The sequence below is a fragment of the Ramlibacter sp. genome, assembly GCF_013697775.1.
Taxonomy (GTDB): Bacteria; Pseudomonadota; Gammaproteobacteria; order Burkholderiales; family Burkholderiaceae_C; genus Ramlibacter.
Genome location: NZ_JACCWG010000214.1, coordinates 11,495 through 29,796, shown reverse-complemented (window position 1 = coordinate 29,796; position 18,302 = coordinate 11,495). Strand labels below are relative to the sequence as shown.

21 protein-coding genes are annotated in these 18,302 nt (G+C 68.2%); 12 read left to right on the top strand and 9 right to left on the bottom strand.

The features are described 5' to 3' along the window. On the top strand, positions 1-271 hold a 271-nt coding region (locus H0U68_RS10755), incomplete at its 5' end, for a hypothetical protein (RefSeq protein WP_296355397.1). 46 nt (positions 272-317) lie between these two features. Further along, entirely contained in the window at positions 318-1,049 is a 732-nt protein-coding gene (locus tag H0U68_RS10750) for a 16S rRNA pseudouridine(516) synthase (RefSeq protein WP_296355395.1), read from the top strand. Between the two features lie 40 nt (positions 1,050-1,089). Here the strand turns inward: H0U68_RS10750 and H0U68_RS10745 are convergent, their stop codons facing one another. Then, the gene (locus H0U68_RS10745; protein WP_296355393.1) at positions 1,090-1,860 is read right to left on the bottom strand and encodes an alpha/beta hydrolase; all 771 of its coding nucleotides are present in this window, start codon (positions 1,858-1,860) and stop codon (positions 1,090-1,092) included. Positions 1,861-1,985: 125 nt separating this feature from the next. Here H0U68_RS10745 and H0U68_RS10740 point away from each other — a divergent pair, with 125 nt between their 5' ends. From H0U68_RS10740 to H0U68_RS10695, 10 genes are all read left to right on the top strand, one after another. Beyond that, on the top strand, positions 1,986-2,936 hold the full coding sequence (locus tag H0U68_RS10740; RefSeq protein WP_296355404.1) for a YncE family protein: 951 nt from the start codon (positions 1,986-1,988) through the stop codon (positions 2,934-2,936). Then, positions 2,902-3,738, top strand: a complete 837-nt coding sequence (locus H0U68_RS10735; RefSeq protein ID WP_296355391.1) for a polysaccharide deacetylase family protein — start codon at positions 2,902-2,904, stop codon at positions 3,736-3,738. Before H0U68_RS10740 ends, H0U68_RS10735 begins: the two co-directional genes overlap by 35 nt. 5 nt (positions 3,739-3,743) lie before the next feature. After that, the gene (locus H0U68_RS10730) at positions 3,744-4,730 is read left to right on the top strand and encodes a sterol desaturase family protein (RefSeq protein ID WP_296355388.1); all 987 of its coding nucleotides are present in this window, start codon (positions 3,744-3,746) and stop codon (positions 4,728-4,730) included. Then, positions 4,727-5,617: an EI24 domain-containing protein gene (locus H0U68_RS10725; RefSeq protein ID WP_296355386.1), complete on the top strand. Its 891-nt coding sequence runs from the start codon at positions 4,727-4,729 to the stop codon at positions 5,615-5,617. The genes H0U68_RS10730 and H0U68_RS10725 overlap by 4 nt, the downstream gene beginning before the upstream one ends. Beyond that, positions 5,580-6,410 carry a molybdopterin-binding protein gene (locus H0U68_RS10720; RefSeq protein WP_296355384.1) on the top strand — a complete coding sequence of 277 codons (831 nt, stop codon included), beginning with the start codon at positions 5,580-5,582 and terminating at the stop codon, positions 6,408-6,410. The genes H0U68_RS10725 and H0U68_RS10720 overlap by 38 nt, the downstream gene beginning before the upstream one ends. 206 nt (positions 6,411-6,616) lie before the next feature. Continuing rightward, the gene (gene glnA / locus H0U68_RS10715) at positions 6,617-8,035 is read left to right on the top strand and encodes a type I glutamate--ammonia ligase (protein ID WP_296355382.1); all 1,419 of its coding nucleotides are present in this window, start codon (positions 6,617-6,619) and stop codon (positions 8,033-8,035) included. Between the two features lie 140 nt (positions 8,036-8,175). Beyond that, entirely contained in the window at positions 8,176-8,685 is a 510-nt protein-coding gene (locus tag H0U68_RS10710) for a hypothetical protein (protein ID WP_296355380.1), read from the top strand. Between the two features lie 4 nt (positions 8,686-8,689). Then, positions 8,690-9,766, top strand: a complete 1,077-nt coding sequence (glnL, locus tag H0U68_RS10705) for a nitrogen regulation protein NR(II) (RefSeq protein ID WP_296355377.1) — start codon at positions 8,690-8,692, stop codon at positions 9,764-9,766. 29 nt (positions 9,767-9,795) lie between these two features. After that, the gene (ntrC, locus tag H0U68_RS10700; protein ID WP_296355375.1) at positions 9,796-11,310 is read left to right on the top strand and encodes a nitrogen regulation protein NR(I); all 1,515 of its coding nucleotides are present in this window, start codon (positions 9,796-9,798) and stop codon (positions 11,308-11,310) included. Positions 11,311-11,426: 116 nt separating this feature from the next. Next, the gene (locus tag H0U68_RS10695) at positions 11,427-12,047 is read left to right on the top strand and encodes a glutathione S-transferase (protein WP_296355374.1); all 621 of its coding nucleotides are present in this window, start codon (positions 11,427-11,429) and stop codon (positions 12,045-12,047) included. 10 nt (positions 12,048-12,057) lie between these two features. Here H0U68_RS10695 and xth read toward each other — a convergent pair whose 3' ends face one another. The 8 genes from xth to H0U68_RS10655 form a co-directional block, all read right to left on the bottom strand. Continuing rightward, entirely contained in the window at positions 12,058-12,834 is a 777-nt protein-coding gene (gene xth, locus H0U68_RS10690; protein WP_296355373.1) for an exodeoxyribonuclease III, read from the bottom strand. Beyond that, positions 12,831-13,796 carry an aromatic ring-hydroxylating dioxygenase subunit alpha gene (locus H0U68_RS10685; protein WP_296355371.1) on the bottom strand — a complete coding sequence of 322 codons (966 nt, stop codon included), beginning with the start codon at positions 13,794-13,796 and terminating at the stop codon, positions 12,831-12,833. Before H0U68_RS10685 ends, xth begins: the two co-directional genes overlap by 4 nt. Positions 13,797-14,044: 248 nt before the next feature. Further along, the gene (locus H0U68_RS10680; RefSeq protein WP_296355369.1) at positions 14,045-14,455 is read right to left on the bottom strand and encodes a PaaI family thioesterase; all 411 of its coding nucleotides are present in this window, start codon (positions 14,453-14,455) and stop codon (positions 14,045-14,047) included. Between the two features lie 88 nt (positions 14,456-14,543). Beyond that, positions 14,544-15,146, bottom strand: a complete 603-nt coding sequence (locus H0U68_RS10675) for a DUF4337 domain-containing protein (protein ID WP_296355367.1) — start codon at positions 15,144-15,146, stop codon at positions 14,544-14,546. Between the two features lies 1 nt (position 15,147). Continuing rightward, positions 15,148-15,654 (bottom strand): dihydrofolate reductase, encoded by a 507-nt coding sequence (locus H0U68_RS10670; RefSeq protein ID WP_296355402.1) that lies wholly within the window; start codon positions 15,652-15,654, stop codon positions 15,148-15,150. A gap of 2 nt (positions 15,655-15,656) precedes the next feature. Further along, a complete protein-coding gene (locus H0U68_RS10665; protein ID WP_296355365.1) occupies positions 15,657-16,475 on the bottom strand; it encodes a thymidylate synthase in 819 nt (272 codons plus the stop codon). A 31-nt stretch (positions 16,476-16,506) separates the two neighbouring features. Further along, positions 16,507-17,922 (bottom strand): FAD-binding oxidoreductase, encoded by a 1,416-nt coding sequence (locus H0U68_RS10660; RefSeq protein ID WP_296355363.1) that lies wholly within the window; start codon positions 17,920-17,922, stop codon positions 16,507-16,509. Continuing rightward, a complete protein-coding gene (locus tag H0U68_RS10655; RefSeq protein WP_365731336.1) occupies positions 17,919-18,284 on the bottom strand; it encodes a DUF2069 domain-containing protein in 366 nt (121 codons plus the stop codon). Before H0U68_RS10655 ends, H0U68_RS10660 begins: the two co-directional genes overlap by 4 nt. Positions 18,285-18,302 lie beyond the last annotated feature (18 nt).

Here is an 18,302-nt window from a genome sequence, read left to right as displayed (position 1 = left end):
GGTCGGGCTGGGGCTGACGGCAACGCCGGCGGTGGCCAGCGCCTATGCGCGCGAACGCGTCGGCACGGCGGCCGGCCCGAGCGCGCTGGCCACGGCCACCATCGCCTGCGCGGCGGGCCAGATGGCCGGGCCGGCGGTCACCGGCATGGCCATGGATGCATTCGGGCTGGCGTCGATGGCGGTGCTGGTGTTCGCCGGCTACGTGCTGGCGACGGCGTTCGCGGTGGCCGACCAGTGGCGCATGCGCACGGTGCTGGCGCCGGCCGCGTAGCCCCGGTCGGCGGCGCCTGCGCCGCGCGGTGGGATACTCGCCGCGCATGCAACTGCAGGACATTCTCTTTTCCCAGGGCTTCGGCACGCGCCGCGTGTGCGCGGGGCTGATCCAGCTCGGGCACGTCACGGTCGCGGGCGCACCTTGCACCGACCCCGGCGCGGAATTCCCGACCGAGGGCCTGCGCTTCACGGTGCAGGGCGTGGACTGGCCGTTCGCCGACAAGGCCTATCTCCTGCTGCACAAGCCGGCCGGCACCGAGTGCTCGCAAAAGCCGTCGGCGTGGCCGAGCATCTACACGCTGCTGCCCGGGCCGCTGCGACAGCGCCCCACCAAGAGCAGCATCCAGGGCGTGCAGGCCGTCGGCCGCCTGGACCAGGACACCACCGGCCTGCTGCTGATGAGCGATGACGGCAGCTTCATCCACCGCATGAGCTCGCCCAAGCACCACGTTCCCAAGGTGTACGAGGTGCGCACCAAGCATCCGGTGGACGCCGAGCAGGTGCGGCGCCTGCTGGAAGGCGTGGTGCTGGACGACGATCCGAAGCCGGTGGCCGCCGCGGCGTGCGAGGCCACGGGCGAACTGGAGCTGCGGCTGACGCTCACCGAAGGCAAGTACCACCAGGTCAAGCGGATGATCGCGGCGGTCGGGAACCGGGTCGAGGGGCTGCACCGCTCGCGCATCGGCGGGCTGGTGCTGCCTGCGGATCTGGCGGCGGGGCGGTGGCGGTGGCTGGGGGTGGAGGATCTGGCAGCGCTGCGGGAGCCCTCACCCTAACCCTCTCCCAGAGGGAGAGGGAATGAAGAAAAGAGAACTCTCAGCTGAGCGACGTCAGGAATTTCGCGATCAGCGCGATCGTCTGCTCCGGCTGGTCCTTGTGCGGCGAGTGGCCGCAGGCGGGCAGCTTCTCCGTCTGGCACAGGCCCTGGGGCGCGATCTCGTCGATCTGGCGCAGGGTGCCGTAGGGGTCGTCCTCGCCCTGGATCGCCAGCACCGGCGCGACGATGCGGCGGCATTCGGAGCGGATGTCGAAGTCGCGGAACGCCGGGCTCAGCCAGATGTCGTTCCACTGCCAGAAGGCGCAGTCCACGTCGCGGTGGTAGCGCTGCAGTCTCGCGCGCAGGTCGCCGTGCTCGTAGGCCTCGCGCGCCTGCTCGATCGCGCGGATCGACACGTCTTCCACGATCACGTGCGGCGCCATCACGATGGCCGCCTTCACCGGGAAGTGGCTGGCATGGATGAGCGAGATGGTGCCGCCGTCGGAATGGCCCAGCAGCACCGGCCGCTCGATGCCCAGTTCCTCCAGCAGCGCGGGCAGCGTCTCCAGCGCCTCGCGGTGCATGTAGTCAGGCGCCAGCCGGCCGGCGCCGCGCACCTCGGGCACGGCGTCAGACGCGCCGTAGCCGCGCCGTGAAAAGATCACGCCCGAGCGGTTTGTCGCTGCGCAGAGCTGGTGCGGCCAATCGCGCCACATGGCCACCGAGCCCAGTCCCTCGTGCAGGAAAACAATCGGCGCCAGCGGTCCTCCGCCGGGGGCGGCGACGCGTTGAACCTCCAGTCCCACACCATTGACGAGCAGGCGTTCCATCGATTGGATGTTACGCCCAAGCTCCGGCCGCGCCGCGGTGGCTGCGGCTAAACTCTTGGGTTGCCCCGGAAGTCAAGTTCGTGAAACTCCTTTCCCGTTGTCTCGGGTGTGTCGCCGCAGCCTGGCTGGCCCTGGCCTGCGGCAGCGCCCTCGCGCAGGCCGCCCTGCCGAAATACCCCGTCTTCGTCCTCAATTCGCTGGACGCCTCGGTCAGCGTGGTGGACCCCACCACCTGGAGCGAAGTCAAGCGCCTGCCCACCGGCAAGGAGCCGCACCACCTGTACATGACGCCGGACGAGAAGTCGGTCATCGTGGCCAACGCGTTCGCCGATTCGCTCACCTTCATCGACCCGAAAACGGCCGAGATCCAGCGCACGGTGCGCGGCATCATGGACCCGTACCACCTGCGCTTCTCGCCCGACATGAAGTGGCTGGTGACCGCCGGCAACCGGCTGCACCACGTGGACATCTACCGCTGGGACGGCAAGGACCTGCAGCTGGCCAAGCGCATTCCCACCGGCAAGACCCCCAGCCACATCTGGATCGATGCCGCCAGCGCCACGGCCTACTCCAGCATGCAGGACAGCGACGAGCTGGTCGCCATCGACCTGGCCACGCAGACGCTCAAGTGGCGCATCAAGACCGGGCCGATGCCGGCCGACATCTACGGCACGCGCGACGGCCGCACCGTGCTGGTCGGGCTGACCGGCAGCGACAGCGTCGAGGTGTTCGACGTGAGCGGCCCGCAGCCCAGGTCGGTGCGGCAGATCCGCACCGGCAACGGCGCCCACGCGTTCCGCGCGGCGGGCGACGGCCGCCACGTGTTCCTGAGCAACCGCGTGGCCAACACCATCAGCAAGATCGACCTGCAGACCCTGCAGGTGGTGGACGAATATTCCGCACCGGGAGGCCCCGACTGCATGGAGGTGCTGGCCGGCGGCCGCTACCTGCTCACCACTTCGCGCTGGGCCAGGCGCCTGACCATCATCGACACCGAAACGCGCAAGATCGTGCGCCAGGTGAACGTCGGCAAGTCGCCCCATGGCGTCTGGACGCTCGATCACGCGGCGCGCTGAAGAGCGCACCAGCCGGCGCGCCGCCCTGTTCTCGCTGGCAGGGCTGGCGGCCGCGGTTGCGCTGCCGGCGCGCGCGGCGTCGTCACCCGCCTGCGGCAAGCCGCTCTACCTGACCCTCGACACCGGCCACATGGGCGTGGCGCAGCTGATTGCCGATACGCTCAAGCGCCACGACGTGCGCGTGACCTTCTTCGCCGCCCACGAACGCACCCAGACCGGCGACGGCAGCCTGGGCAACGACTGGGCGCCCTGGTGGAAGGCGCGCGCGGCCGAGGGCCACGAGTTCGCACCGCACACCTTCGACCACGCCTCCTGGCGTGCCGACCTGCCGGACGGCCGCTTCAAGCTGCGTCCTTCTGCCGGCCCGGATGCCGGCAAGGACCTCGCCTGGAGCGGCGAGCAGTACCGCGCCGAGCTGGCCAAGGCGGCGCGCCGCCTGCAGGAAGTCACCGGCAAAAAGCCGCTGCCGCTGTTCCGCGCGCCCGGCGGCAAGACCTCGCCGCGGCTGCTGGCGGCGGCGGAGGAGGGCGGCTGGAAGCACGTGGCCTGGGCGCCGGCCGGGTTCCTGGGCGACGAACTGCCCAGCGAACTGGTCGGCAACGACGCCCTGCTGCGCAACGCGCTGCGTGACGTGCGGGCGGGCGACATCCTGGTGGCGCACCTGGGCATCTGGTCGCGCAAGGAACCGTGGGCGCCCGCGGTGCTGGAACCTTTGCTCGGCGGCCTGAGACAAAGAGGCTTCTGCTTCGCGTCGCTGCGCGACCATCCCGCGTACCGCGAGTGGATCGCGGCGCACCCCTGACCTCCATGCACTGGATCGAAGACTTCTATTCCCTGACGCAGCAGTGGCTGTTCGAGTCGGTCATCCAGCCGCTGATGTTCGCCGTGGGCCTGGGCCACCTGCTGGAAGACGGCTACACGGCCACCGGCTGGCTGCTGGTCGGCCTGGTCCAGATCGTGGTCATGGTGGCCGTCATCGGGCCGCTGCAGCGCTGGCGGCCGGTGGAACCGGTGACCGACCAGGCGGGCGTGCGCACCGACGTGCTCTACACCCTGATCCACCGCCTGGGGCTGTTCCGGGTGGTGCTGTTCCTGGCCGTGGAGCCGCTCTTCGACGAGCTGTTCGGCATGGCGCGGGTGGCCGGCTGGGGCACCCTGCACATCGACCAGTTCTGGGTGGAGGTGACCGAGCATCCGGTCATCAGTTTCGCCCTCTACCTGGTGGTGTTCGACCTCGTCGGCTACTGGGTGCACCGGGCGCAGCATGGCTGGGAGTGGTGGTGGCGGCTGCATGCGTTGCACCATTCGCAGCGGCAGATGACCATGTGGAGCGACAACCGCAACCACCTGCTGGACGACCTGATCCGCGACAGCCTGCTGGTGGTGCTGGGACAGGTCATCGGCGTGGAGCCGGGCCAGTTCGTTGCCATCGTCGCGTTCACGCAATTGAGCGAGAGCCTGCAGCACGCCAACCTGCGCCTGGCGTTCGGCCGCTTCGGCGAGCGGCTGTGGGTCAGCCCGCGCTTCCATCGCCTGCACCACAGCATCGGCATCGGCCATGAGAACGACGCCGCGCGCCAGGAGACCCTGGTGCGCGACCGCAGCCCGGCGCTGGGCGGCCACAACTTCGGCGTGCTGTTACCCTGGTGGGACATGTTGTTTCGCACCTCGAATTTCGACAACCGCTACGACCCCACCGGCATCCGCGACCAAGTGGAGCGCGGCCGCGATTACGGCCGCGGCTTCTGGTCGCAGCAGTGGCTTGGACTCAAGCGCCTGATCGGCAGGGCGTGACGGGTCTCCTGGACTCCTTCTGGCGCGCGGTGGCGTACTGCCTGCACCCGCGCGTCATCGCGCTCTCGTTCCTGCCGCTGATCGTTACGGTGGCGATCTCGCTGGGGCTGGGCTACTTCTACTGGGACGCGTCGTTGGACCTGGTGCGCGGCTGGCTGGAGTCGTCCAGCCTGCTGGGCACCGTCGGCGGGTGGATGCAGTCCATGGGACTGGGCAGCCTGCGCACCGTGGTGGCGCCGCTGATCGTGATCTTCGCCGTCACGCCGGCGCTGGTGCTGGTCTCGCTGATGGTGGTGGCGCTGATGATGACGCCCTCGCTGGTCGGCATGGTGGCCGAACGCCGCTTCGCCGGGCTGGAGCGCAAGCATGGCGGCTCGTTCCTGGCCAGCGCGCTGTGGTCGCTGGGCTCGCTGCTGCTGGCGGCCATCGCCATGGTGGCGTCGGTGCCGCTGTGGCTGATTCCGCCCCTGATCATGGTGCTGCCGCCGCTCATCTGGGGCTGGCTCACCTACCGGGTGATGGCGTTCGACGCGCTGGCCGCGCACGCCAGCCGCGAGGAGCGGCGCGAGGTCTTTCGCCGCCACCGCCTGCGGCTGCTGGGCATCGGCGTGCTCACCGGGTATCTCGGCGCCGCCCCGAGCATCGTCTGGGCGTCGGGCGCGCTGTTCGCGGCCGCCTTCGTCATCCTGGTGCCGGTGGCGATCTGGATCTACACCCTGGTGTTCGCGTTCTCCTCGCTCTGGTTCGCCCACTACTGCCTGGCCGCGCTGGAGCAGCTGCGCGCCGAGCGGGCCGCCGTTCCCGTCCCGGTGCGGGCCGGGGTGGTCGATGTGCCGCTAGCATTGGGGGATGAGCGAACCCCACAGCCACGCCACCCGCCGGCCTGATTTCGGCCTCGTCATCGTCGGCGACGAGATCCTGTCGGGCAAGCGCGCCGACAAGCACATGCCCAAGGCCATCGAGCTGCTCGCCGCGCGCGGGCTGCAGCTGGCCTGGGCCGAATACGTCGGCGACTCGCCCGACCGCATCACCGCCACGCTGGCGCGCGCCTTCGCCTCGGGCGACGTGGTGTTCTCCTGCGGCGGCATCGGCGCCACGCCCGACGACCACACCCGCCAGTGCGCGGCCCGCGCGCTGGGTGCCGAGCTGGAACTGCATCCCGAGGCCGCCGCCCTGATCCGCGAGCGCATGCAGGACATGGCGCGCGAGCAGGGCATTCCCTACGCGCCGGACCGGCCCGACACCATCCACCGCCTCAACATGGGCGTGTTCCCCAAGGGCGCGGCCATCATCCCCAACCCGTACAACAAGATTCCCGGCTTCACTGTCGGCACGGTGCATTTCGTGCCCGGCTTTCCGGTCATGGCCTGGCCGATGATCGAGTCGGTGCTGGAGACCCACTACGCGCACCTGTTCCAGCGCGGCGCCTACGTGGAAAAGTCGGTCATCGTGTTCGGCTCGATGGAGGCGACCCTGACGCCGCTGATGGAGGCGCTGGAGCGCGACCACCCGGCGGTGAAGGTGTTCAGCCTGCCCAGCGTGGACCATCCGCAGTACGGCCGCCACATCGACCTGGGCGTGAAAGGCCCTCCTGCCGAGGTCGAGCCTGCCTATGCGGACCTGCTACTTGGCCTGCGGGCGCTGAATGTGCCGCTCGGCCCTGAATTGGTGCGCAATTAGCAAGCACCGCATTGGTGCTCTGCATTCGCACCAATGCAGTGCTTCAGCTCGTCGGCAGGCGAGCCGCACAGGAAAACAGCCCGCAAGATCGTGGACAATCGCCGGGCTCCGCGGCTGCCGCCATGCACCAGCTTTGGCACAGAAACTGCATTCCCGGCGGCATACCCATTCCGAAAACCAACATTCACAACCCCCAGGAGAACCTGATGGCAGCCAAGACCGTCGCAGACGTGATGAAGATGGTGAAGGACAACGAAGTGAAGTTCGTTGACTTCCGCTTCACCGACACCCGCGGCAAGGAGCAGCACGTCACTGTGCCGGTTTCGCATTTCGACGAGGACAAGTTCACTTCCGGCCACGCCTTCGACGGCTCGTCGATCGCCGGCTGGAAAGGCATCGAGGCTTCCGACATGCTGCTGATGCCGGACCCGGTCACCGCCAACGTCGACCCGTTCTACGAAGAAACCACGCTGATCCTCTCGTGCGACGTGCTGGAGCCGGGCGACGGCAAGGCCTACGACCGCGACCCGCGCTCGATCGCCAAGCGCGCCGAGGCCTACCTGAAGGCCAGTGGCCTGGGCGACACCGCGTTCTTCGGCCCCGAACCCGAGTTCTTCATCTTCGACGACGTGCGCTGGGGCGCCGACATGTCCGGCTCGTTCGTGGAAATCGACGAGTACGAAGCGCCGTGGAACTCCGGCAAGAAGATCGAAGGCGGCAACAAGGGCCACCGTCCCACCGTCAAGGGCGGCTACTTCCCGGTGCCGCCGGTGGACAGCACGCAGGACATGCGCGCCGAGATGTCGCTGATCCTCGAGCAGCTGGGCATCCCGGTGGAAGTGTTCCACCACGAGGTGGCCGGCGCCGGCCAGAACGAGATCGGCACCCGCTTCAGCACCCTGGTGCAGCGCGCCGACTGGACCATCCTGCAGAAGTACGTGATCCACAACGTGGCCAACGCCTACGGCAAGACGGCCACCTTCATGCCCAAGCCCATCGTCGGCGACAACGGCTCGGGCATGCACGTGCACCAGTCGGTGTGGAAGGACGGCAAGAACCTGTTCGCCGGCGACGGCTACGGCGGCCTGTCGGAATTCGCGCTGTACTACATCGGCGGCATCATCAAGCACGCGCGCGCGCTCAACGCCATCACCAACCCCGGCACCAACAGCTACAAGCGCCTGGTGCCCGGCTTCGAAGCCCCGGTGAAGCTGGCCTACTCGGCGCGCAACCGTTCGGCCTCCATCCGCATCCCGTTCGTGAGCAACCCGAAGGGCCGCCGCATCGAAGCGCGCTTCCCGGACCCGCTGATGAACCCGTACCTGGGCTTCGCGGCGCTGCTGATGGCCGGCCTGGACGGCGTGGAGAACAAGATCCATCCGGGCGAAGCCGCCACCAAGGACCTGTACCACCTGCCGCCGGAAGAAGACGCGCTGATCCCGACCGTGTGCCACAGCCTGGACCAGGCGCTGGACTACCTGGACAAGGACCGCAGCTTCCTGACCAAGGGCGGCGTGTTCACCGACTCCATGCTCGACGCCTACATCGAGCTGAAGATGCAGGAGGTCACGCGTTTCCGCATGACCACGCATCCGATCGAGTTCGACATGTACTACTCGCTGTAACGAATTCTCACAGCGCAGCGTGCGAAAGGGCGACATTTGTCGCCTTTTCCTTTTTAAATCAATCGGTTAATTGGACTATTGAAGAGTTTGCGCGATACTGAAAAGCCGTTCCCTGCACCATGGGTGCGCGGAGACTGCACATGAAACGCTTGCTCTTGATTTCCCTTGCCGCCGCGATGGCCGCGGCAGGCGCCCAGGCCCAGACCCGCATCTGGCGCTGCGGCAACGCCTACACCAACGATCCCGTCGAGGCCAAGACCAAGGTCTGCAAGGCGGTTGAAGGCGGCAACGTCACCATCGTCGAAGGCACCAAAGTCGCGAATCCAGCGCCTGCCCCGGCCACGTCGAACGGCGGCGGCGGGACCAAGGTCGCCTCGGCACCGCCTTCCAGCCAGCGCGTCGTCTCCAGCGAGCAGCGCGCGCGCGACGCCGATGCCCGCTCCATCCTCGAATCCGAGCTGAAGAAGGCCGAGGCCAAGCACAACGAGATGGTCCGCGACTACAACAACGGCGAGCCCGACAAGCAGGGCATCGAATCGCGCAACCACCAGCGGTACCTGGATCGCGTGGCCGAGATGAAGGCTGGCATCGCGCGCAACGAAAGCGACATCGCCGGCATCAAGCGCGAGCTGGCGCGGCTGCCACAATGAAGGCTTGAGCAAGAAGCCCTCCACCTCCCACCTCAAGCGTTTCCAGGCATTCGACCTGCTGGCCACCCTGGTGGCCGTGGTGCGCGGCGACGGCACCGTGCTGTTCGCCAACGCTGCCCTGGAAGACGCGCTCGGCTCGTCGCGCCGCACCATCGAAGGCGCGAGCGCGCTGCCTCTCTTCACCGAACCCGCGGTGCTGCGCACCGCGCTGGACGGCGCGCGCGGCAATGAGTACGCGGCGCTGCGCTACGACGCGCGGCTGCTGCGCCAGGGCGGCGAGACCATGCCGGTGCACGTGGTGCTGGCCCAGACCGAAACCGCCGAGGAATTCGTGCTGGAGCTGCTGCCGCTGGAGCAGCAGGCGCGGCAGGACCGCGAGGAGCGGCTGATCGGGCAGGCCCAGGCCAACAAGGAGCTGATCCGCAACCTGGCGCACGAGATCAAGAACCCGCTGGGCGGCATCCGCGGCGCGGCGCAGCTGCTGGAGATGGAAGTCGGCACGCGCGAGCTCAAGGAATACACCCAGGTCATCATCCACGAGGCCGACCGGCTGCAGACGCTGGTCGACCGGCTGCTGGCGCCCCACCGCCGCCCGCACGTGGTGGGCGACGTCAACATCCACGAAGTGTGCGAGCGGGTGCGCTCGCTGATCCTGGCGGAGTTTCCGCGCGGCCTGAAGGTGGTGCGCGACTACGACACCTCGATTCCCGAATTCCGCGGCGACCGCGAGCAGCTGATCCAGGCGGTGCTGAACATCGCGCGCAATGCGTGCCAGGCGCTCGCCGAGCGCATCGCCGCGGGCGACGCCGAGCTGCGTTTCCGCTCGCGCGTGAACCGGCAGGTGACGTTCGGCAAGCAGCGCTACCGACTGGCACTGGAATTGCATGTCATCGACAACGGGCCCGGCGTGCCCGACGCGATCAAGGACCGCATCTTTTTTCCGCTGGTATCGGGACGAGAAGGGGGGTCCGGCCTGGGGCTCACGTTGGCGCAAACCTTCGTGCAGCAGCACCATGGCCTGATCGAGTGCGACAGCGTGCCGGGCAAAACGGATTTCAAGATCCTGATCCCCTTGCCCTAGCGCAAGACAACCAAGGTGCCACACACGCCATGAAGCCGATCTGGATCGTTGACGATGACCAATCCATCCGCTTCGTGCTGGAAAAAGCGCTGATGCGGGAAGAGCTCCCCACGCGCAGCTTCACCAACACGCGCGACGTGCTGCAGGCGCTCGAGGGCGCCGGCGACGACGACGGCCCGCAGATCCTGGTGAGCGATATCCGCATGCCCGGCGGCTCGGGCCTGGAGCTGCTGTCGCGGGTGAAGCAAAAGCACCCCGGCCTGCCGGTCATCATCATGACCGCGTTCTCCGACCTGGACAGCGCGGTCTCCGCCTTCCAGGGCGGCGCCTTCGAATACCTGCCCAAGCCGTTCGACCTGCCGAAGGCCGTCGAGCTGATCCGCCGGGCGGTGCAGGAAAGCCAGCGCGAGGAGGTGGCCGAAGAGCGCATGGCGGCCGCGCCCGAGATGCTGGGCCAGGCGCCGGCCATGCAGGACGTGTTCCGCGCCATCGGGCGGCTGTCGCAAAGCAACGTGACGGTGATGATCACCGGCGAGTCCGGCACCGGCAAGGAGCTGGTGGCGCGCGCGCTGCACAAGCACTCGCCGCGCGCCAACGGGCCGTTCATCGCGATCAACACCGCGGCCATTCCGAAGGACCTGCTGGAGTCGGAGCTGTTCGGCCACGAGCGCGGTGCCTTCACCGGCGCGCAGACCATGCGGCGCGGGCGGTTCGAGCAGGCCGAAAGCGGCACGCTGTTCCTGGACGAAATCGGCGACATGCCGTTCGACTTGCAGACGCGCCTCTTGCGCGTGCTGTCGGACGGCCACTTCTACCGCGTGGGCGGCCACAACGCGGTGAAGGCCGACGTGCGCGTGATCGCCGCGACGCACCAGGACCTGGAGCAGCGCGTGAAGGAAGGCGCGTTCCGCGAGGACCTGTTCCACCGCCTGAACGTGATCCGCCTGCGGCTACCGGCGCTGCGCGAGCGCAAGGACGACATCCCGATGCTGGCGCGCCACTTCCTGCAGCAAAGCGCGCGGCAGCTGGGCGTGGAGCCCAAGCGCTTTTCGGATGCGGCGCTGGTGCACCTGGCGGAGTTCTCGTTTCCCGGCAACGTGCGCCAGCTGGAGAACGTCTGCCACTGGGTGACCGTGATGGCGCCGGCGCAGCTGATCGAACCGAAGGACCTGCCGCCCGAGGTGGAACTGGAATTCACCGGCCTGGCCGCCGCGGTGCTCGCCGCCAAGGCGGTGCCGGAATCCGTGCCGCGCGCGGCTGCTGCTGCAGCAGGCCTGGACCCGGCGGCCATCGGTGGTGCCGCATCGCCGGCCGCGGAGCCGGGCGGTGCCGACTGGGAACTGGGCCTGCAGGCCGAGGCGCTGGCGCTGCTGACCAGCGGTCGGCGCGACGTGTGGGAAGCGCTCACCCGCCGCTTCGAGTCCAAGCTGATTCTCACGGCGCTGTCCACCACGCGCGGGCGCCGCATCGAGGCCGCGCAGAAGCTGGGCATCGGGCGCAACACCATCACGCGCAAGATCCAGGAACTGGGCCTGAAGGACTGAGGCCGCGCGCCGTGCGGCATTCGGTGTGCACGGCGCTTGGGCGCCGTGCGGCTTGCCCGCACTTCGCGCCGCGAATGCGCGGCCCCACCGCGCGGCCGGTTGCTATCGTGCAAGCGATGCAGCTCCTCTACCAAACTCACTCGCCGTACGCGCGCAAGGTGCTCGTGTTCGCGCACGAAACCGGCCTTGCCGCGCGCCTGGACGTCGTTCACCACGAAACCAGCCCGACGCGGCGCAACGACGCCGTGTACGCGCTCAATCCGCTGGGCAAGGTGCCCGTGCTGGTCACGCCAGAGGGCGAGGCGCTGTTCGATTCGGTCGTGATCTGCGAATACCTCGACGGCCTGCATGCGGGCCCGCGCATCATTCCGGAACAGGCGCCTGCGCGCTGGAAGGCCTTGCGCCTGCAGGCGCTGGCGCAGGGCCTGTCCGACGCCGGTATCGCGCTGCGCTGGGACACCGTGCGCCGCCCGGAAGCGCTGCGCTATCCGCCGCTGGCCGAAGGCTATGCCGGCAAGCTGGCCGCGGGCTACGACTATGCCGAGCACGAAGTGCCGGATGCCGATGCGCCGGTGGACATCGGGCAAATCGCGCTGGCCTGTTCACTGGACTGGCTGGCGTTTCGCGAACTGCCCGACTTCCGCGCCGGGCGTCCGCGCCTGTCGCGCTGGTTCGACGCGTTCCTGGAGCGGCCCTCGATGCGCGCCACACCGCTGTCAGGCGAAACGCAGGACTAGAACCCGCCGCTCAGAGCGTCACCGTCACCGGCGCGTGGTCGCTCGGCTTCTCCCACTTGCGCGGAACCCGGTCGATCGCGCAGGCCTGCACCTGGAGCTTCAGCGGTTCGCTCACCAGGATGTGGTCGATGCGCAGGCCGCGGTTCTTCTGGTAGCCGAGCATGCGGTAGTCCCACCAGGAAAAGCTTTTCTCCGGCTGCTCGAACATGCGAAAGGCGTCGTGCAGGCCCAGATCCAGCAGCTTGCGGAAGTGATCGCGTTCTTGCGTCGTGTGGTGGATGGTGTCGCGCAGGCCAACGGGGTCGTAGGAGTCGCGGTCTTCCGGCGCGATGTTGAAGTCGCCCAGCAGCACCAGGCGCGGATGGTGCGCCATCTCTTCGCGCAGGTACGCGTGCAAACCGCGCAGCCAGCTCATCTTGTAGTCGAACTTGTCGGTGCCCGGCGCTTGGCCGTTGACGAAGTAGCCGTTCACCACGCGCAGCGGCCCTTCGGCCGTGTCGAGCGTGGCGGACAGCACACGCGCGTTGTCGTCTTCGAAGCCGACAATGTTCTGCACCACATCGCGCACCGGCTGGCGGCTCATGATGGCCACGCCGTTGTACGTCTTCTGCCCGAACACCGCGCAATGCGCATAGCCGGCCTCGCGCAGCGCGTCCAGCGGGAACTTGTCGTCGGTGAGCTTGAGCTCCTGCAGGCACAGCACGTCGACCGGATTGGCGGCCGTCCAGTCCAGCACGTGCTGCAGGCGGGCGGTGAGCGAGTTGACGTTCCAGGTCGTGATCTTCATGCCGGCATTATCGGGCGCATCCACGTCACGGCGCCCGTGCCCGCGCTTGCCGGCACCGCCGCCATCGCCTCATCGATGTTGCGCTGGAAGATCGCCAGCAGTCCTTCGGCCAAACCCAATGTGTGGAATTCGTTGGCGCCGTTCAGCAGGCCCAGCTGAACGTCTTCGGCCACCGCGAAATCTTCCTGGTCGAACACCGTGTCGTTGGTGTACGTGAAGCGCTTGGCAAGCGCGCGTTCGCCCGCCTCGCCTTCGAAGGCGGAAGGGCGGTACAGCATCTCGTGCGTCCAGATGGTGCGGTCGGGCGCTTGCGGATAGAACATGTTGATGGACACGTAGTCCGGATGCATGATGAAAAAAGTGTGCGGAAACAGCGCGTAGTAGACCGAGGCGTAGTCCAGGATCTTCCAGTCGGCGCTGTCGGCCTTCAGCAGGTCGAGGAAGTTGGTGCGCGCCGCCGACAGCCGGATGTGCGGACCGTGTTCATGGTGCGCGATCACGCCGCCGCGGAACGCCTGCGACAGCGTGTCGCGGTGCAGGTGCGGGACGTGGTAGCCCTCCAGGTAGGTCTTGATCAGCAGCTTCCAGTTGGCGTTCTTCACCACCTGCGTCTTGCGGTGGCGCACCAGAGCGTCCAGGCCGAACTGCTCCAGGTCGTCGCCGATGGAGCCCAGGTAGGCGTCCAGGTCCATCTGCGCGCCGGGCGTGGGGTGGATCCAGACCAGCCCGCCGCGCTCGGCCACCGGCAGCGCCTGCAGGTTGTACTGGCTGCGGTCCAGGCCGGGGAAGTCGTAGTCCTTGGTCACGCCCTTGAGCGTGCCGTCCAGCCCGTACACCCAGCCGTGGAATGGGCAGACGAAGGCCTTCAGGCACTTCTCCTTGCCCGAGACGATGCGCGCGCCGCGGTGCCGGCAGGTGTTGAGGAAGGCGCGCAGCTGGCCGCCGCGGTCGCGCACCACCACGTACGGGAACTTGCGCCAGTCGCCCAGCAGGTAGTCGCCGGGTTCGCAGGCTGCCGGCGTGCCCGGCCACCATGGGGTAGCGGCGGAACACGGTCTCCATTTCGCGCGCCAGGATGTCGGGGTCGGTGTAGTTGCGCACCGGCACCTTCACCACTTCGCCCAGCATCTCCTGGTCGCGCCCGCGCTCGTGCAGCGCGAGCAGCGTGCGCAAGGTCTCGACCTGCGTGTCGTGGCGCATGGTGTTCTCCTTAAGCCGCCGGAACCACCGTGCCCTGCGCCAGCGCGCAGAGCTTTTCCTCGCCGCTGGCGTCCACCGCAAACACTTCGCACTGGCACACCGCCTGCCGCTTGCTGACGGCGCGCGCCTTGGCCCGGGCCACCAGGTGCGTGCCCACGCCGGGGCGCAGGTAGTTGATCTTGAACTCGGCCGTGAGCGCGTTGCCGCCCAGCGCCAGGCCGCCGGCGAAGGTGATGGCGTTGTCGGCCAGGTAGCTGATGACGCCGCCGTGCACGAAGCCGTGCTGCTGCTTGAGCTGGTCGGTGATGGGAATGGTCAGCTCGGCGTGGTCCTTGCTCGAGCCGGTCAACTCGGCGCCGATGAACCGGCTGAACGGCTGGCTCGCGAAAATGCCTTGCGCGAAGGCTTGGACGTCATCCATGCAGGAGCTCCCTTGGTTCTCCTGACGATACAGTCAATCGGAGCGCATTCCAAGACAGCAGAAAGTCACAGCCGCATGGCGACGGCGCTCACACGTGCAGCATGGCCAGCACACCAATCACCAAGCCTGCGCCGCCCATGCCGAACATACCCCACTCCAGCCATTTCTTCTTGGTGAGCAGCGCGATGGCAGCCAGGGCGATGGACACCTGGATCACGGTGGTGGCCTGCGCCCAGCGGTGGTGCTGGTGCATCTGCTGGTCGCTCTTTTTGTCCCAGTCGGTGGCCTCGGCCTCCAGCTTGTCGGCGGCGAGCTTGATCTCGCCCTTTTCCGCCTTGTAGCGGTCCACTTCCTTCTGGTAGAGCGGCCGCTTGTCGTCGGCCACGATCACCATGGCCAGCTCCGACAGGTTCTGCTTGCTGCTCTTGGCCTGGTAGTAGTTCCACTGGTTGGAGGCTTCGGTCTTCTTGATGGCCGCGTTGTTCTTGTACAGCCCGGCGTTGGCCTGCGTGGCGCCGCCCATGTAGCCGAAGATCGCGCCGGCCGTGGAGATCAGCGCGGTGAACAGCGCGATCTGGTTGACCATGCTGCGCCCGCTGATGCCGTGCGTGGTGTCGGCGCCATGCCCCTGCGCGGCATGCTCCAGTTCGTGGTCGTGCGGCCCGTGGACGTGGAATCCTCCAGAAGACATCTCAAGCTCCGTTCTGCGCGTGGTGTGTGTTGCGGTACGTGACGAAACTGTAGGCGAGGCCGTTGTCGACGAGATGATGAGCGCGCGCCGTCTCCTGCCAGTTGGAATCCAGGGTAGGGGCGAAGGCGTCGCCTTCGAAATCCTGGTCGATCTCGGTGACTTCCGCTGTGTGGGCGAGCGGCAGTGCCTGCGCGTAGATCTGCGCGCCACCGGCGATCCAGACCAACGGCGCGCCGGCGCACAGCGCCAGCGCCTCGGCCAGCGAGCCGGCGCGCTCCGCGCCCTCGGCATGCCAATCCGGCTGGCGCGTCACCACGATGTTGCGCCGGCCTTCCAGCGGGCGAAAGCGCGGCGGCAGCGAATCCCAGGTCTTGCGGCCCATCACCACGGGAGATCCCATGGTGAGCGCCTTGAAGCGCCGCATGTCCGGCGGCAGCCGCCACGGCATGGTGCCGTCCTTGCCGATCGTGCCGTTGCGGGCACGGGCGTAGATGAGGGCGATCTGCACGCTCATACCGCCACCGGCGCCCTGATCGGCGGATGGCACTGGTAGTCCAGCATCTCGAAGTCCTCGTAGGCGTAGTCGAACATCGATGCCGGCCTGCGCTTGATGTTCAGCACCGGGTACGGATGGGACGCGCGGCTCAGTTGAAGCTCCACCTGTTCATGGTGGTTGCTGTAGATGTGGCAATCCCCGCCCGTCCACACGAAGTTGCCCACGCCCAGGTCGCATTGCTGCGCCATCATGTGCGTGAGCAGCGCGTAGCTGGCGATGTTGAACGGCACGCCCAGGAAGATGTCGGCGCTGCGCTGGTACAGCTGGCACGAGAGCTTGCCGTCCGCCACGTAGAACTGGAAGAACGCGTGGCAGGGCGCCAGTGCCATCCTGGGAATGTCCGACACGTTCCAGGCGCTTACGATGATGCGGCGCGAATCGGGGTTGGCCTTGATGGTCTTCACGGCTTCGGCGATCTGGTCGATGTGGCCGCCCTCGGGCGTGGGCCAGCTGCGCCACTGCACGCCATAGATCGGGCCCAGGTCGCCGTCGTCCTTCGCCCACTCGTCCCAGATGGTCACGCCGCGTTCGCGCAGCCTGTTGTTGTCGCCCGAGCCTTCCAGGAACCACAGCAGCTCGTGGATGATGGATTTGAGGTGCACCTTCTTGGTGGTCACCAGCGGAAAGCCCTCGTTCAGGTCGAAGCGCATCTGCCAGCCGAACACGCTGCGCGTGCCGGTGCCGGTGCGGTCCGTCTTGGGCGTGCCATGCGTGTACACATGGCGCATGAAGTCCTCGTACTGCGAGCGGACGGGGCGGGAAGCGTCGGGCATGGAGCGGATTATGCGAGAGCGGAGCGGCGCGCTAGATGCGCACCACGCGCCCGGGATTGAGGATGTTCTCCGGGTCCAGCGCCCGCTTGAGCGTGCGCATCAATTCCAGCGCCACAGGCGACTTGTAGCGCGGCAGCTTGTCGATCTTGACGCTGCCCACGCCGTGCTCCGCCGAGATCGAGCCGCCGTGGCTCGCCACCTGGTCGTACACCAGCGTGTTCACCTGCTCCTCGTGCGCCGCCAGGAACGCGCGCGCATCGGCCTGCTCGGGCGCCTGCACGTTGTAGTGCAGGTTGCCGTCGCCCAGGTGGCCGAAGTTCACCAGCCGCACGCCGGGAATGGCGGTGCGCAGCAGGGTGTCGGTCTCGGCGCAGAAGGCGGGAATGCGCGACACCGGCACGGCGATGTCGTGCTTGATGTTCAGCCCCTCTTCGGCCTGCGCCAGCGGAATGGCCTCGCGGATGTGCCACAGGTGCTGCGCCTGCGACATGGTCTCGGCCACCACCGCGTCCACCGTGCAGCCGTCTTCCAGCGCCGTTTCCAGCATGCGCTCGAACTGCGCGCGCGCATGCGCCTCCGATTCGTGGTCCGAAATTTCCAGCAGCACGCCGTAGGGCGCGGAGTCCAGGAACGGCACGCGCAGCTGCGCGAAGTGGTGCGCCACCAGTTGCAGCGCGAAGCGGCCCATCACCTCGAAGCCGGTCAGGCCCGGCCCGCCGTGGCGCCGCGCCAGCTCCAGCAGGGCGACCGCGTCGTCCATCGACGGCACGGCGGCCCAGGCGGTCAGCCGGGCCACGGGCAGCGGGTGCAGCTTCAGCGTGGCGCCGGTGATGACGCCCAGCGTGCCTTCGCTGCCGATGAACAGGTCGCGCAGGTCGTAGCCGGTGTTGTCCTTGCGCAGGCCCGACAGGCCGTTCCACACCTCGCCCCGCGCCGTCACCACCTCCAGCCCCAGGCACAGCTCGCGCGCGTTGCCGTAGCGCAGGACCTGGGTGCCGCCGGCATTGGTGGCCAGGTTGCCGCCGATGGTGCAGCTGCCCTCGGCCGCAAGGCTCAGCGGCAGCAGCAGGCCGGCGTCTTCGGCTGCGTGTTGCAGCGCCTGCAGCACGCAGCCGGCATCCACCGCCATGGTGAGGTTGGCGGCGTCGATGTCGCGCACCTTGTTCATGCGCGCCAGGCTCAGCACCAGCTGGGTGCCGCTGGCGTCCGGCGTGGAGCCACCCACCAGGCCGGTGTTGCCGCCCTGGGGCACGATGGACGTGCCGGCCGCCGCGCAGGCGCGCACCACGGCCGCCACCTCCTGCGTGCTGCCCGGCCGCACCACGGCCAGCGCCTTGCCGGGCGGGCGCTTGCGCCAGTCCTGCTCCCAGGCGCCCAGGTCGCCGCCGGTCAGCACGTGGGCGTCGCCGACGGCGGTTTTCAATGCATGGAGCAGGGCTTCGCTCATGCCGTCGCCGCCTTGTGCAGCCGCAGCCGGATGCGCACGTGCAGCGCGCAGGCCGCGAACAGGACCAGGCACAGCACGACCTCCAGCAGCGCGAGGCGCGCACCCAGGCCGCGGTCGCTCCAGGCACGCACCGCGCCTTCGGTGAAATACAGCCAGATCACCAGGCTGACCCAGCGGTAGGTGTACATGCGCCGGCGCAGCAGCCCCGGCAGCGGAAAGAGCAGCGGCACCACCTTTAGCACCCACCAGCTGCCGCCCGGGCGCAGCGGCGCCAGCCACAGCTCCCAGGCCAGGCCGAGCACGATCAGGCCGATGGCGCAGCCGGACGCGACCCAGCGCGTCGCTTCCACGGCGGGCGGCACGGCGGCGGCGGAAACCGA